The organism is Streptomyces tateyamensis (genome assembly GCF_003205575.1).
Classification (GTDB): Bacteria; Actinomycetota; Actinomycetes; order Streptomycetales; family Streptomycetaceae; genus Kitasatospora; species Kitasatospora tateyamensis.
The window spans coordinates 38,170-50,610 of the sequence record NZ_PYBW01000030.1 but is presented as its reverse complement, the minus strand read 5'-3'; the positions used below and the strand labels follow the sequence as shown (position 1 = coordinate 50,610).

Annotated in this window: 15 protein-coding genes; 2 read left to right on the top strand and 13 right to left on the bottom strand. The window is 72.1% G+C overall.

Features of this window, described 5'->3' with window-relative positions:
* The first annotated feature begins 41 nt into the window (after positions 1-41).
* Both C7C46_RS09680 and C7C46_RS09675 read left to right on the top strand, forming a co-directional pair.
* Entirely contained in the window at positions 42-575 is a 534-nt protein-coding gene (locus C7C46_RS09680) for a hypothetical protein (RefSeq protein WP_146259034.1), read from the top strand.
* A gap of 94 nt (positions 576-669) precedes the next feature.
* Positions 670-1,548 carry a hypothetical protein gene (locus C7C46_RS09675; protein WP_110667827.1) on the top strand — a complete coding sequence of 293 codons (879 nt, stop codon included), beginning with the start codon at positions 670-672 and terminating at the stop codon, positions 1,546-1,548.
* Positions 1,549-1,626: 78 nt separating this feature from the next.
* Here C7C46_RS09675 and C7C46_RS09670 read toward each other — a convergent pair whose 3' ends face one another.
* The 13 genes from C7C46_RS09670 to C7C46_RS09610 form a co-directional block, all read right to left on the bottom strand.
* The gene (locus tag C7C46_RS09670; RefSeq protein WP_110667825.1) at positions 1,627-2,628 is read right to left on the bottom strand and encodes a hypothetical protein; all 1,002 of its coding nucleotides are present in this window, start codon (positions 2,626-2,628) and stop codon (positions 1,627-1,629) included.
* 184 nt (positions 2,629-2,812) lie between these two features.
* Positions 2,813-4,000 carry a hypothetical protein gene (locus C7C46_RS09665; RefSeq protein WP_146259033.1) on the bottom strand — a complete coding sequence of 396 codons (1,188 nt, stop codon included), beginning with the start codon at positions 3,998-4,000 and terminating at the stop codon, positions 2,813-2,815.
* A complete protein-coding gene (locus C7C46_RS09660) occupies positions 3,997-4,845 on the bottom strand; it encodes a phosphoadenosine phosphosulfate reductase domain-containing protein (protein ID WP_110667822.1) in 849 nt (282 codons plus the stop codon). The genes C7C46_RS09665 and C7C46_RS09660 overlap by 4 nt, the downstream gene beginning before the upstream one ends.
* Complete coding sequence (locus C7C46_RS09655; protein WP_110667821.1) at positions 4,808-5,725, bottom strand: DUF2637 domain-containing protein; 918 nt, start codon at positions 5,723-5,725, stop codon at positions 4,808-4,810. The genes C7C46_RS09660 and C7C46_RS09655 overlap by 38 nt, the downstream gene beginning before the upstream one ends.
* Positions 5,726-5,813: 88 nt before the next feature.
* Positions 5,814-6,296 (bottom strand): hypothetical protein, encoded by a 483-nt coding sequence (locus C7C46_RS36335; RefSeq protein WP_245984317.1) that lies wholly within the window; start codon positions 6,294-6,296, stop codon positions 5,814-5,816.
* A 66-nt stretch (positions 6,297-6,362) separates the two neighbouring features.
* The gene (locus tag C7C46_RS09645) at positions 6,363-6,878 is read right to left on the bottom strand and encodes a hypothetical protein (RefSeq protein ID WP_110667819.1); all 516 of its coding nucleotides are present in this window, start codon (positions 6,876-6,878) and stop codon (positions 6,363-6,365) included.
* Positions 6,879-7,150: 272 nt separating this feature from the next.
* Positions 7,151-7,423, bottom strand: coding sequence for a hypothetical protein (locus C7C46_RS09640; protein ID WP_110667817.1), 273 nt, complete (start codon positions 7,421-7,423; stop codon positions 7,151-7,153).
* An 84-nt stretch (positions 7,424-7,507) separates the two neighbouring features.
* Positions 7,508-8,656, bottom strand: a complete 1,149-nt coding sequence (locus C7C46_RS36330; protein WP_110667815.1) for a DUF932 domain-containing protein — start codon at positions 8,654-8,656, stop codon at positions 7,508-7,510.
* A gap of 169 nt (positions 8,657-8,825) precedes the next feature.
* Positions 8,826-9,275 (bottom strand): hypothetical protein, encoded by a 450-nt coding sequence (locus C7C46_RS09630; RefSeq protein ID WP_110667813.1) that lies wholly within the window; start codon positions 9,273-9,275, stop codon positions 8,826-8,828.
* Between the two features lie 589 nt (positions 9,276-9,864).
* Positions 9,865-10,542: a Fic/DOC family protein gene (locus tag C7C46_RS09625; RefSeq protein WP_110667811.1), complete on the bottom strand. Its 678-nt coding sequence runs from the start codon at positions 10,540-10,542 to the stop codon at positions 9,865-9,867.
* A 2-nt stretch (positions 10,543-10,544) separates the two neighbouring features.
* Positions 10,545-10,751 carry an antitoxin VbhA family protein gene (locus C7C46_RS09620; RefSeq protein ID WP_110667809.1) on the bottom strand — a complete coding sequence of 69 codons (207 nt, stop codon included), beginning with the start codon at positions 10,749-10,751 and terminating at the stop codon, positions 10,545-10,547.
* A gap of 223 nt (positions 10,752-10,974) precedes the next feature.
* Positions 10,975-11,673, bottom strand: a complete 699-nt coding sequence (locus tag C7C46_RS09615; RefSeq protein WP_110667807.1) for a hypothetical protein — start codon at positions 11,671-11,673, stop codon at positions 10,975-10,977.
* Positions 11,670-12,221 carry a hypothetical protein gene (locus C7C46_RS09610; protein ID WP_110667805.1) on the bottom strand — a complete coding sequence of 184 codons (552 nt, stop codon included), beginning with the start codon at positions 12,219-12,221 and terminating at the stop codon, positions 11,670-11,672. Before C7C46_RS09610 ends, C7C46_RS09615 begins: the two co-directional genes overlap by 4 nt.
* Positions 12,222-12,441: the final 220 nt, after the last annotated feature.

Here is a 12,441-nt window from a genome sequence, read left to right as displayed (position 1 = left end):
AAGTGTGACGTGCGCCTCGGTTTCTCTATCGAATTCTCTCAATGTTTATCGACGTTTATCGAGAGGGATTCAAAGGGGTTTGCGACCTAGGCTTTTCCGGCTATGTTCGATGCATGAGCGGACGAATTTCAGCGTCGCGGGCCAGTGCGGTTCGAGCGGCGCAGCAGGCGAAGGCAGCGCGGGATGCGGAGCGTCTCCGGCGCGAGCGGCAGGTGGAGGCGGCGTTGGTCGACTTCTACGAGCAGACGGGGAGGGCGGAGCAGCTGCGGGCGACCGCGCGGGCTCGGGCGGAGAAGGTCCTGGCGGACGCGGAGGCGGCGGCGTTGGAGCCGGAGCGCAGGGCGCGGGAGGCTGTGGCGGCGCTCGCCGATCTGGGTGAGCCGCGCGATCAGATCGCGGAGCTGACCGGGCTGTCGCTGCCGGACGTGCGGGCGGTCCTGGCGGAAGTTGCCGGGGCCGGGAAGGCGGGCAGCGAGGGCGGCGGCAGCGTAGCGGTGGCGGCCGTGGAGGCCGCTCCGGGACGCGCGGTGGCCGGCTCCGACGGCGGGGCGGGCGGTGAGCCGGTCCAGGGGTGACAGGCAGGTGCCGGTGTCGTTCGCCACTGCTTCGAGCGGGGGTGACGTGAGAAGATGCGACGGTATTCGAACTAGTGCCTTGGACGTGTGACGGATGAGCCAGAACCTTGGTCAGTGGGTCCAGTGGGTCGGGCTGATGCTCGGCACTGTGATCGCACTCGTCACGCTGGTCCGCTCAGCCGTGAACGGGTTGACGGGGCGGCGCGACGCCTCGCCGGTTCTCGGCCTCCTTGCGAGCGCGTTCGTCGCCGGGTTCCCGTTGTTGCTGGCGAAGGTGCTTCCGGCTGTTTGGGACTCGGCCGGTTCGCGGCAGGCGGAGCCGGTGGAGGCAGACCACGGCTTCGAGGTGCCTTGGGGCGTCGTCGGCTGGGTGGCCGTCGGGGTCGCGGCGGTGGCCGGGGCGGTCGTGGTCACCCTGGCGGCGAGAAGGCGCCGGGCGGCCGGCCGGGCCGCGCAGCTTCGGCGTCAGCGCATCGAGGATCGGCACGACCTCGTGCTGGAGCAGTACGGCGCGTTCTGCTCCGACATCCTGGCGGTGCTGGAGCGTCCGCTGCTGACGGATGTCTCCGTGCGGGAGACCGCCGAGCTGGTGCACGCGCTCGCTGCGGCGTCCGACGCCCGTGCCGCCGGTGCGGAGGGTGGTGCGGAGTACGGGCGAGCGGTGACGGCCCTGGAGATCGCCTGGCAGGTCGCTGATCGCCACGCTCGCAAGGTGGGCACGGGCCGGTTGCCGGAGCGGGAGCGGGCGGCGGTCGCGCAGGCTCAGCGCCTGTTGCGTACCGCGCTGGGCGAGGGGGCGTCCGACGCCGAGCGTCAGACCGCCTACCGCCGCGCCGTGGGGCTCTTGGAGGGGGTCGTGGTCATCCCCCGGGAGGCGACTGCGGAGATCGAGGGAGGGGCCAGGCACCGCGTGCTCCTCAAGTCCTACCCGGAGCCTGCCGGTGCGGGCAGCAGCGACGCCGTGCCGCGCTAGCCGAGGACGCTCCTGGAGAGACGAAGGCGCTGCCGACCATGAGCTGGTCGGCAGCGCCTTCGTGGTGTTCGGCGGTCGCTAGTCGGCGGCCGGGGGGTTCCAGAAGGCGTCGAAGGCGCGGGGGTCGTAGCGCGTGCCGTCCTCGGTGTCGGCCGGGTGCGGTACGGGCTGGCCGGCTTCCTGGGCGCGGGCGATGCGCTTGCTGATCGCGCTGATGCTGACGCCGTAGTACTTGGCCAGCTCGGTCGCGGTGCGGTGGGGCCCTCGCAGCCAGGCACGGTGTTCGACGCTGCCTTGCTCGTCGTAGCCGAACTCGCGCAGCACGGCGCGCTGCTCGGCGGTCGGCTTCCCCGTGGCGGGCAGGTAGCCGAGCTCGACCAGGACGGCGCGCTGCTCGGTGCCGAGCGGGCCGGAGGCCGGCAGGTAGCCGAGCTGCCACAGCAGCGGCAGCAGGGTGTCGGCCGACCACACCCGGAGCCGACCGACCTTGGCGGTGCTGAGTTCGGCGATCTCTGGCCTGCGCACCAGGGTCTTCACGGCCTCTTTGCTCTTGCCGGTCAGGCGCTCGATCATGGCGGTGGTGAGCTTGTCGAGCACCGGCTGGGTGGCGGCCTCGGCAGCGGCGGCGGGCGGCTGGACCGTTCCGCGGGGGCCGGTGCGGCTGGACCGTCGGCCGAGCCAGGCTTTGACCTCGCCCCAGCTGTAGGTGCCGAGCGGATCGGCGGTGGGGAACGGGTCCGCGCTGTTGCGGTAGGTGGAGGGCATGCGGCTGACGGTCTCGCGCAGTCGGCCGGTCCGGTTGGCGACCTCGGTGAGGGTGACGCGGTCGTCGTCGGCGCCGGGCAGTTCCTCGGGGTTGACGCGGGTGCCCTGGTTGTCGCGCATCCACGCGGCGACGGCCTCGCGCGGGTACCGCTGCTCGCGATGGTCCCCGGACGCATCAGCGGGCCACCCGGGTTCCTTGGCCAGGCGGCGGACGGTGGACTCGGACAGGCCGGTCGCGGTCGCGATGTCGGCGACGCTGAGGCTGTCCGAGGGGGCGGCGTCCAGCCGTTCGGCGAGCGTCGGGGCGGGGGCCATCGGCTGGTCTCCTTGGGGTGGTTGTTCAGGGGGAGAACCCTCCCCGGCTCGACATGGACTAATCTACCGGCGCGGAGCCGTGGTCTTTCGGGATCGGCCTTCGTGGGAGGGGGCCAGCGGCTTGCCCAGCCGGTCCATCGAGGCCGGCACGGCTTCGGCCGTGCTGCTGGCCCCCGTCTTCCGTTCACGCCGCGAGCGCGACCGGAGGCGTGAGATCGGGCTGGTGGTGCAGACGTTCCCACCACGCCGCGAACGCGGGCCGTTCCTTGTCGGCAACGCCGACCGGTGCCAGGGCCAGGGTCATCTCGAGCGCGGGGAACCCGCCGGTTCGGGGGATGATCTCGGCCCTGCTGATCCCGTACTGGTCGGTGACGGCTCCGCCAGCGGCCATGGCCGCCAGCGCGGCGGTGGCGTCGGTCCGGCTGCCGGTGAACACCGTGCGCACGCTGCGCCATGCGGTCCCCCTGGCGGTGGGGTCGTCGCGTCGGGGGTGGATGATCCGCCGGACCTCGTAGACGCTCCAGCGCTGCCGCCGAAGGTCGTGCTCGAACGCGGCGAGGACGTCGGTCAGGCCGTGGGTGCGGGCGAGGTCCTGGGCGGCGACGGTGCCGTAGAGCTTTGAGCGCGGGTTGAGGGCCATCGCGGTGTACTCCAGCGTGAGGGCCTGGGCACCGATGGCCGGCTCCGCCCGCCAGCGCTCGACCAGTTCGGCTCTCCCGCGCCGCCCGGCGGAGAATGGGCAGTACCCGCAGGCGGAGCGCGTCCACGGCTCGCCGAAGCGGTCGAGCAGGTACTGCTCGCACCGTTGGCGGTCCCACCACCAGTCGTTGATCAGCGGGTACTCGGGGATGCGGCCGAGGGTGGTGTAGCGCTCGTCCCGCTCCGCTCGGCGCAGTTCCTCGCCGGCGAAGCCGAGGATGTGCCGGAAGGGGCTGCCACGGAATTCGTCGCCCAGCCACCCGTCGAGCACGTCGCCCTTCGCGTGCAAGCTGCACAGGCGCCGTTTGGCGGCGATCTGCGGGACGGTGCCGCTGGCGCGGAGTTCGTCGGACAGCCGCCACGGTCCGCGGGTGATCAGGCGGCGCGGGCTGCGGGAGTCGTCCAGCACGGTGTACCCGCCGCGCTGGCTGGTCCGGCTGATCTGGACGAACCGCACGCCGCTGCCGCGCATCAGCGGCAGAAGGTGCTGCTCGACCAGACGCCGGGTGACGTCCGGCTCGTCTCCCGTCATCGCGGTCAGCACGGTCAGCCGGTCGAGCGGGAAGTCCCGGCTGGCCGGCTCGGTGAACCACCGGGCGGCGACGGCGGCGCTGTCGATCCCCATGCCGAAGCTGAGCACGACCGGCAGGGCTGCGGAGTCGGTGCGGGTCATGCGGCACACGCCCCCGTACCGTGCGGGAGCGTGCGGAGCGCGGCTCCGCACGGGCGCAGGGCCTGTACGGGGCCGGGGTCCTCACGCTCGGCTGTGTCGATGATCTGGGCCATCGACAGGTCGCGGCGGAAGGGCCGGCCGATCTCTTCTTCGACCAGGGCGTAGTCGAGTGCGGTGTCGGGTGCCATCCGTGCGGCGGTGATGAGGGAGCGGCGTCCGGCGAACGGGCACAGTCGACAGCTGAGCCGGTCGAGCTGCTGGTAGACGGGGTGGGGCGGGATGCCGCTGGCCCGTACGGTCTTCCACACGGTGTCGGTGTTGAACTGGTGGATGGGCAGCCAGGTGGTGATCTGGCGTCGGCCGGAGCTGGCCGCGCGGTCCAGGGCCAGGGTGGGGCGGCGGGATCGGACGGTGCTCTCGGCGGCGCGCAGGCCGAGCGCGGTGACGATGCGGGCGGGCCGGCCGGTGATGCCGAGTTCGTTGGTCAGCTCCGTGTAGAACTTCCGGGCGACGTCGCGCTTGAGGTAGCTGCGGCAGAAGGGGGTGCTGGGCCCGGGCCAGCGGCCCCGGGCGCGGACCAGGTCGAGGAGTCCGCCGCGCTCGCGGCGGCGGACCTCGAAGCGGAGTCCGTACGCGGCGGCCTGCCGGGCGGCCAGGGCGGGCACACCGTCCCACTCCGCGTCACCGAGGTCGAGGTGGAGGACGACGGTGCGCTTCAACAGGTGCTCGGGGGCGGTGGTGCCCCACAGGTGGAGGCTCGCGGCGGAGTCCTTGCCGCCGCTGTTGTTCCACACGACGGCGTCGGCGTCATGCAGCTGCGGCGGTATGTGGAGGGTGGTGCTCATGTGCGGGTTCCTCGTACGGGTTCGGTGCGGGTAGGGAGGTGGGCGGGAGGGGCTGGTCGTCGGCGTCCCGGGCTGTACGGATCGGGGTGCGGGGCTGCGGGTCTCCCGTGTGGACGGGTGGCTCCTGGGTGGGGCCGGACTCCGTACCGCCGTGGAGCGTGCGGGCGTCGGAGACCCTCTTCTCGCACCACGACCGGCTGTAGCCGGTGGTGGTGGTCAGCTCGTCGTAGTCGGGGCGCCAGTCGGGGTCGGCGCGCATCGCGGCGAGCAGGTCGGTGATGACGCGCAGCTTGCTCGGCCGCTCCGTCAGCGGCTTGGTGGCCGGCTGCTCGTCGGGCTCATCGGCTGCGGTCTCGTCGGCTGCTTCGACGGGGTCTTCGGTCCGGGACCGGTCGTCCGGCTGAGCTGGGAGTGGGGCGGTCGGCGGCGGGTCGGCGGCGACGTCCTGGTGCTCGGGGGTGTCTGCGTCGGCGGGCCGTGGCAGTGCGGGGTCGGCCCGCTGGCCGGAGGGGCGGGACTCGATGATTCCGGCGGCGGCGAGGAACGCCAGGGAGGGCCAGGCGGCCATCACGTATCCCCACGGTGTGGGCCGGGCGACGGCGAGGTTGGCGGCGAGGCTCATCGCCACGCCGAGCACGAGGACCCCGCGAGGCCAGCGGGCGGGTTGGTCGTGCCGCTTGCGGCGGCGGATCTCGGCGACGGCGCCGAGCGCCATCAGCTCGACGGACACGGCGATGGCGTAGGCCACCCATCCGGTCTGGCCGGCCTCGGTGGCGGTCTGCACGACGTGGGTGAAGCTGACGGCGAACGCGCAGACGCCGAGTATGCCGACGGTGAGGTCCGCGGTGAGCGCGTCCCTGTCGGTGGTGGTCGGGGTCACGGTCTTGTTCTCTCGGGTTTCGTGGGCGGGTGCGGCCCGGTTGCCCTCCGGGCCGCACCCGTTGATCGGTCGGGGTTGGAGCGAGCCGTCAGTGCGCAGTGCTCAGGTGCTGGCGGCGCGCGTCGTCCACGTAGCCCTTGGCGGCGTGCTTGACCGACCACTCGCCGCAACTGCACTCGGCCTTGGAGTAGGCGCGTCCGGGGCACCCCGGGGTCAGGGGCTTGCCGGAGGTGGTGTGCCGGTGCTCGGGCGGGCACGCGGTGTCGTCGGCGTGGTGGTCGGTGCGCGGTGCGCGGAACCGGCCGACGGGGGTGGTCTCCTTCGGCGGCCGGGCACGGAACGGGACGGTCATCCGTCCGAGGTCCTCACGGCTGGAGGCTTCCTGGTGGGCGTCCCACTCGGCTTCGGTGTGCGCGTCGCCGACGCACAGCGGCTCGGTGCGGTCGTACCAGGTCCGTCGGTCACTGGCGACGATGCGTTCGGCCTCTGCCTTGGCCGCGTCGGCGGTCGGTGCGAGGACGGGCACCACGTGCACGGTGATGACGTCTACGGGAACGATGAACTTGGGCATGCTGATGTCTCCTGCGGTCGTCGGGGTGGGCCGGGGTCTGGTCTGGCCGGGTCGCGCCGGGGCGGGTCAGGCCGCGGGGGTGCCGGCCAGGTGCTCCCAGCAGGTGCCGTTCCAGAACTGGGTCGCGGCACCGGTGGCAAGCGGCAGTCCGAGAGCGGCGTGCGCGCGGCGGCGGTCGTCCGCGGTGGCAGGCATCGGGATGGTGCCGCTGATGGCGACGGTGCCGTCGGGGGCGACTTCGCGGAGCAGGGTGCGGCCCTGGAGCGCGTGGGCGCGCAGCGAGCGGCCGACGTTGAACTCCTCGATCAGCAGGTCCAGCAGCAGGGAGAGGCTGATGGTTCGGCCGTCTCGTCGGCAGGCGTCGGCGAAGCGGGCGAAGTCGGCCACGTCGAAGCCGTCGTGGGGCACGAACTCCGTGTCGTACCCGTCGCCGTAGTTCTGGGCGCTGCCGATCTTGCGGCCTCCGCAGCTGAGGGTGGCCAAGAACGGAGTCGCCCGGAGCAGCACCAGTTCCTGGCAGCTGGTGACCTCGTAGCGGGGCTGGTCAGGGGTCTGGAGCCCGGTGTGGGGCAGGGTCGGCACGTAGTTCTCCTGGTGGTGCGGGAAGGGTGAAGGTGGGCAGCAGGCGGCGCCGCGCGGGGTTGGGCCGTGGTGCGGGGTCGATCCCCGCAGCTCGGCGCTCCCGGCCGGGGCCGCCCGGGTGCGGGCGGCAGGGGCCGGCGGGCGGTGCGGCCGGATGGTGCTTCGGCGGGTGGGCTGCGGGAGGGGTTGGGCCGTGGTGCGGGGTCGATCCCCGCAGCTCGGCGCTCCCGGCCGGGGCCGCCCAGCTTCGCGCTGGGCGGCCGGTGGTTCGGTCAGCCGGGCTGGTCCGCCTCGGCGACGGTGTCCGTCAGGTCGCGGGCGAGGGCTTCGATGCTGATGGTCACCCGGTGGAGCTGGTCGCGGGCCTCGGCCGCGCGGTCGGCGCAGAGCGTGTAGTAGCTCTCCTCCTCGTCGGGGCCGACGGGGAAGTCTGCGCGGTTCGGGTCGTAGGACGGCAGCTCCGCGCGGAACTTGTCCTCCCACTCCTCTTCGAAGGTGGTGACCTCGGCAACGAGGGTGAGCAGGCGTTCGACGGTGGTGTTCAAGGGCTTCCGGTCCTCGCGGTGGGCTGGCGGCAGTGGCGGTCTGTGCCGGTCCGCCCGGCCCGGGTGGGCCGGGCGGCGGGCCGGTCACAGAGCGGCGGCCAGCTCCATGGCGCGGATGCCGAGCGCCTCGACCTCGTGGGCGTCGTCGGCGTCGGGGAGAGTCTGGGCGACGGAGGTGACGGCGTGCATCACGCCACCGGCGGACAGGTCCCCGCCCTGGATGAAGTGGGCGAAGATGTCGGCCCGGCGCTCCTCGGTGAACTTGAGCCGCTGGGCGACGGTGGTGATCGTGGCTTCCGGGTTCTTGATCCGGGCTGCGGCGGTCTCCTGGATGGACCGCAGCTGTCGGACGACGTAGTCACGGTCAAGGAACGTCGAAACGGCGTCGGTGGTCTGGGAGGCGATGAGTTCGAGCGTGCGGGCCTGGGTGGTGTCGCTCCACCGGATCACCCCGTCCTGCTGTCGGCCGCCGATGTGTACGGACCGCATCACGTCCTTGGTGATCACCATCCCGTTGTCGCAGACCTGGACGACCAGCCGGGGCACGATGGTGAACGCCCCGCACCCGGTCTCGGAGTTGCTGATCTCGAATCCGGCGAACACGGTCGGGTTGTCCGCGCCGCGCGCGCCGCTGAACGGGCTCTTGTAGTCCTTCAACAGCTCCGGCGCGTAGGCGCTGACCTGCGGGGCGGTGATCTTGACGTACATCTTCCGGTCGGTCAGGTCGCACTTGTCCAGCCGGACCTCGACACCTGCGTCCCGCACGCCCTGGAGCGCGGCGGTCAGGATGTCCAGATTGTCAATGATCCGGTAGCTGGGGCTCAGGAAGGCGCGAGCGGTGCCGGTGTCCTCGCCCTGGGCGGGGGTCAGCGTGCGGACCATGAACGACTTGTCGGCGCGGCTCTCGTGGCCGAGCCACCCGTTGACGTTGGTGTCCCACAGGTGCGGGGCCTCGATCCTGGTCTTCCGCAGGTAGCCGACGGGGATGCCCAGCTTCTCGGCCACGCCGGACTCGCACACGTCGGTGAGCCGGAACTCCGCAGGCTTGCTGGTGACTCCGTCCGGGGTGAGGTCGTGGTCCGCGCCCTCGATGATCAGTCGGCCGCCCTCCGCTCGGATGTTCTGGACGGGCGCGACGACGTCCGCCTTGCGGGGGTGCTGCTCGCGGAGAATGCCCACGATCTCGGACAGGCTTGCGTTGCGGGTGGAGGTCCTGGCCAGGGTGATGGTCATGTGAAGTCCTTCGCACGGGGGTTCGTCTGTCGTGGGTGCCGGCCGGGGTTGCCCTCCCCGTCCAACAAGAACAATACTACCTCAATAGGGGTTTTCAGTCAAACCCTTGGGCATGGGTCATCAGTGAGGAGTGGCCCCGGCCCAGCGGACCGCCAGGCCGGGGCTGGGCTCAACGGAGGCCAGCGGCCCAGAGCAGACCCGCGAAGCTGCGGGCGATATCGGCGAGGTCGTCCTGACCCCTGACCCACGTCGGAACCTCGTCGCTGCGGACCTGGGCGTCGGGGTCGGCCCACATCGCGCCCCGGAACAGGGCGTACTCCTCGCCGGAAGCAGGGATGCGCAGCTCCCACGTGCCGAGCTCCTCGCACATGACCTGCACGGCGTAGGTGTGGGCGGCGGAGACGATCACGACCGTGCGGGGCGCGCGGGGGATGCCGAGCCCGGTGAGCCGGTGGTCGAGATCGACGGCGACGGCCAGACGTTCGGCGTAGGGGAGTTCGGCGATGGCGTCGGGAGTGAGCCAGCACCAGGCGCAGCCCGACCCGCCGCTGTGGCCGCACTCGGCCTGCTTGGCCGCGTTGATCTCTTCGAGTCGGGCGCGGTCGAGAGTGATCGTCATGCGATGACGCCTTTCGTTCGGTTCATCGTGGGCGCCGGTCGGGGTTGCCCTCCCCTCCCAACAATGACAATACTACCTCACTGGGGGTTTCTGGTCAAGTTTGAAGGCGTGGTCCGGCACGCCGGTCGGACGGCTGACGGACCGTCAGATCAGCGGGCGCACCTCCCCCGTCCCCCCGATAGCTGCCTGGGGTCCGGGGCAAAGAGGTCGTCCGGGTCAAGGGCCGGCCGCAGGCCGGTGGCGCAGCCACGCGACCAACGGGAGCGCCCTTGAGGCGGGCGGCCGGCTCCGGATACTGGGCCGCGGGAGGGGGGCCGGGGGAACCGCGCAGCGGGGCGCCCGGCAAGAGGAACGCAGCGCCGAAGGCGCTCCCGCATCCGCCGCCGAAGGCGGCCGGCGGCAACGCCGCCCCGACAACACCGCCGCGCCAACGGCGCGACCAACCCCCCGGGACGGTGTTTCGAGGCAGGTGGCGTCTCGTCTACGCTGGAGGTTCTGCACGCCCCGCCTGCGGGGTGCTGTGGTCTCTGGCCGGTGGACCGTGCCAACCCGCTCGCGGGGGTGTCCACCGGCCGTCCACATTTGGGGATCAGGGGCGGATGGTCGGCCGTATGTCCGTCTGGACCGGCGGCGGCTGAATCAGCTGCACCGGTGCGGTGGGCCTGGCTGTCGGCGTGGTCCTGGGGGCCGGCTGCTCAACGGTGAGGTCAGCGAGCATCGCGCGGAGGGGGCCTGTGTTGCCGTTGAACGAGGCGATGGACGCGAGCTCGTTGCGGTCGGGGTCGAGTCGGGTCCAGTCGATCGGGTGCCCCGCGTCGGCGGCGAGCTGGCCGAGGAAGGCTCGTTGTGCACGGCCGTTGCCCTCGCGGAACGGGTGCAGGGCGTTGACGTCTCCGTAGAGGTCCGCCAGGCCGGTGAGGAACTGGTCGCGGTCGAGGCCGCGGAGGTGGTCCTGGCGGCGGGCAAGGCGGCCGAAGGTGTCGTCAGCGAAGGCGGGGATCATTCGGACGAGGCAGAACTGGGTGTTGCCCTTGGCGATCTCGATGGATCGGACTTCGCCCGCCCACGGGTAGATGCTGCCGAAGACCTCGCGGTGGAACGCCTGGAGGTGGGCGAGGTCGTACCGGCCGGGAACGGGCTGCTCGGCGATCCGGGTGAGGCGGGCAGCGGTGATGTCGGCTTCGGCGGCGGCGAGGGCCTGGTGGTCGGTGATGCCCAGCCGGTTGCGCAGGACGCCGCTGTCTGAGTCGGCGTAGGGGTCGGCCATCGTCAGGGGGTCGGCTGCTCGACGTCAGGCACGCGGTGACGGGCTTCGGCGCGCTGCACCAGCTCGTCGGCGGTGATCCGCCCGGCCGCGTACTCCTCCGCGTCGGTGAGGTAGTCCGCGCTGGGGGTGAGGCGCTCGGCTCGGACCGAGCCAGTGGCGGAGGAGACCGCTCGGCGGCGGTCCTCCGGGGAGGGGGCGGGGTGGCGCATCGGGTTGGCTCCTCGGGTTCGCGCCGGGCGGGCGCGGGTGCTCTCATCAGCGTACGTCCCTGCGGTGGGCACGGTGGTGCCCGGATGGTCGGCGGGTCCGTCGCGGCAGGGGGTCAGCCCCGGACGGCGGAGGCGGGCGCTGGGGAGGGGGCTCGATGCCCCCTCCCCAGCGGTGCCGGCCGCCCGACCGCCCGACCCGTGTCGTCGGATCGGGCGGCCGGTCTCAGGCAGCGAGCTGCTGGTGCTGGTGCTGGTGCTGGTGCTGGGCCAGCAGAGCGGGCGGCGCCTGGGCTCCGCCCGCTCTGCTGGCCGCTTCCTCGATCACGATGGCTTGGACGGCCGCCCGGGTCTTCTCCTGCGTGATCTTCTCCTGGAGCTTGGCCGCTTCGTCTTCCAGCTCGGTGATGGTCCGCTGGTGGTGACGGTGCCGGGCGGGGGCCTGCTGTTCGTCGTGGGCGCGTCGAAGCTCGTCGGCCCACGGGCGGGACAGCATGTGCTGGGTGATCGCGTGGACGATGGCGGCTGTCCTGCGCTGGGTGCCCTCCGGCGCGCTGGGGCTGTAGTGGCCACCGATCTCGCGCCGGACGATCAACCACCGGTGATTGGTGGGGCTCATCGACTCGGGATGGAAAACGGCCTGGTCGGCGAGTCGGACGCCGTAGACGGTCGGCGCGTCCTGGTAGTGCTTGGTGAACGGGCTCCGGTCGGGCTTGCCGTAGGTGATCTGGATCGCGTTCCCGTCGCAGCATCGCGTGTAGTAGTGGCCGGACTCCCACCCCACGGTGATCGTGCCGCCCAGCTCCGGGATTCGATACAGGGCGGCACCGATCTCCCAGTCCAGGGTGATCGTGGCGTGAATCCGGTAGCCGCCTTCGGTGACCAGAGCGACGTACTGCGGGCCGGTCGGCCGGGTGTCACTCATGCCGCCGCCTTGGCGAGCACCGGAGCCGCGATGTCGTCGAAGCGGGGCAGCGATCCGGCCGCCAGCTCCTCGACGGAGGGGAGGTTGTCCCACCGGCGCGCGGCGTGGCGGTAGGCGGTGGTCCAGAGGTTGAGCTGGCTGGCGAACGCCGCCTTGTCGGTGACCACGGTCAGCAGGCCGCCGACGCTGACCCGCAGTTGCGGCGCGCGGGTCGGGCTCAACTTCGCGGGCAGCGTCTCCACGACCGCCGGAGGCACCGGACGGTCGAGGCGGAGATTTCCGGACACGGCTCCCTCGGGCTCGGGAACCGTGCCACATCCCGTCCCGGCGAACACGCGGTCGGCGCGGTCCGCAAGGCTCGTCCACGCCTTGTACGCCTCATACGAGGGCTGCGGGTGGGCCAGGCGGACGCGGACGGACGGCATGGTCAGCAGGATGGTGCGAGCGATCAGCACGGCGTGGGCTTCGTGGTGCCCGGCGAGATGGACAGCGAGGTCGGCGCGGACGGTGGCCGGGCGGTGGTCGGTGGTGGCGAGATGCAGGTGCACGGGTCCTCCGGCGGGGTGGTGTGGTCAGCAGGGCCGGGAGGTCCGGTGCCATCGGACCCCCCGGCCGGTTCAGCCTGGGACTCTCGTCCCCTTGGGCCTAGGCGGCAATGGCCTCGTTGATCTCGGGGTACATCGCTTCCCAGTCCTTCTCCGAGTCGTCCGACCCGGTACCCGCGATGATCGCCAGGTGCCGGCTCAGCTCCTCCTCGGCGGCCAGCTC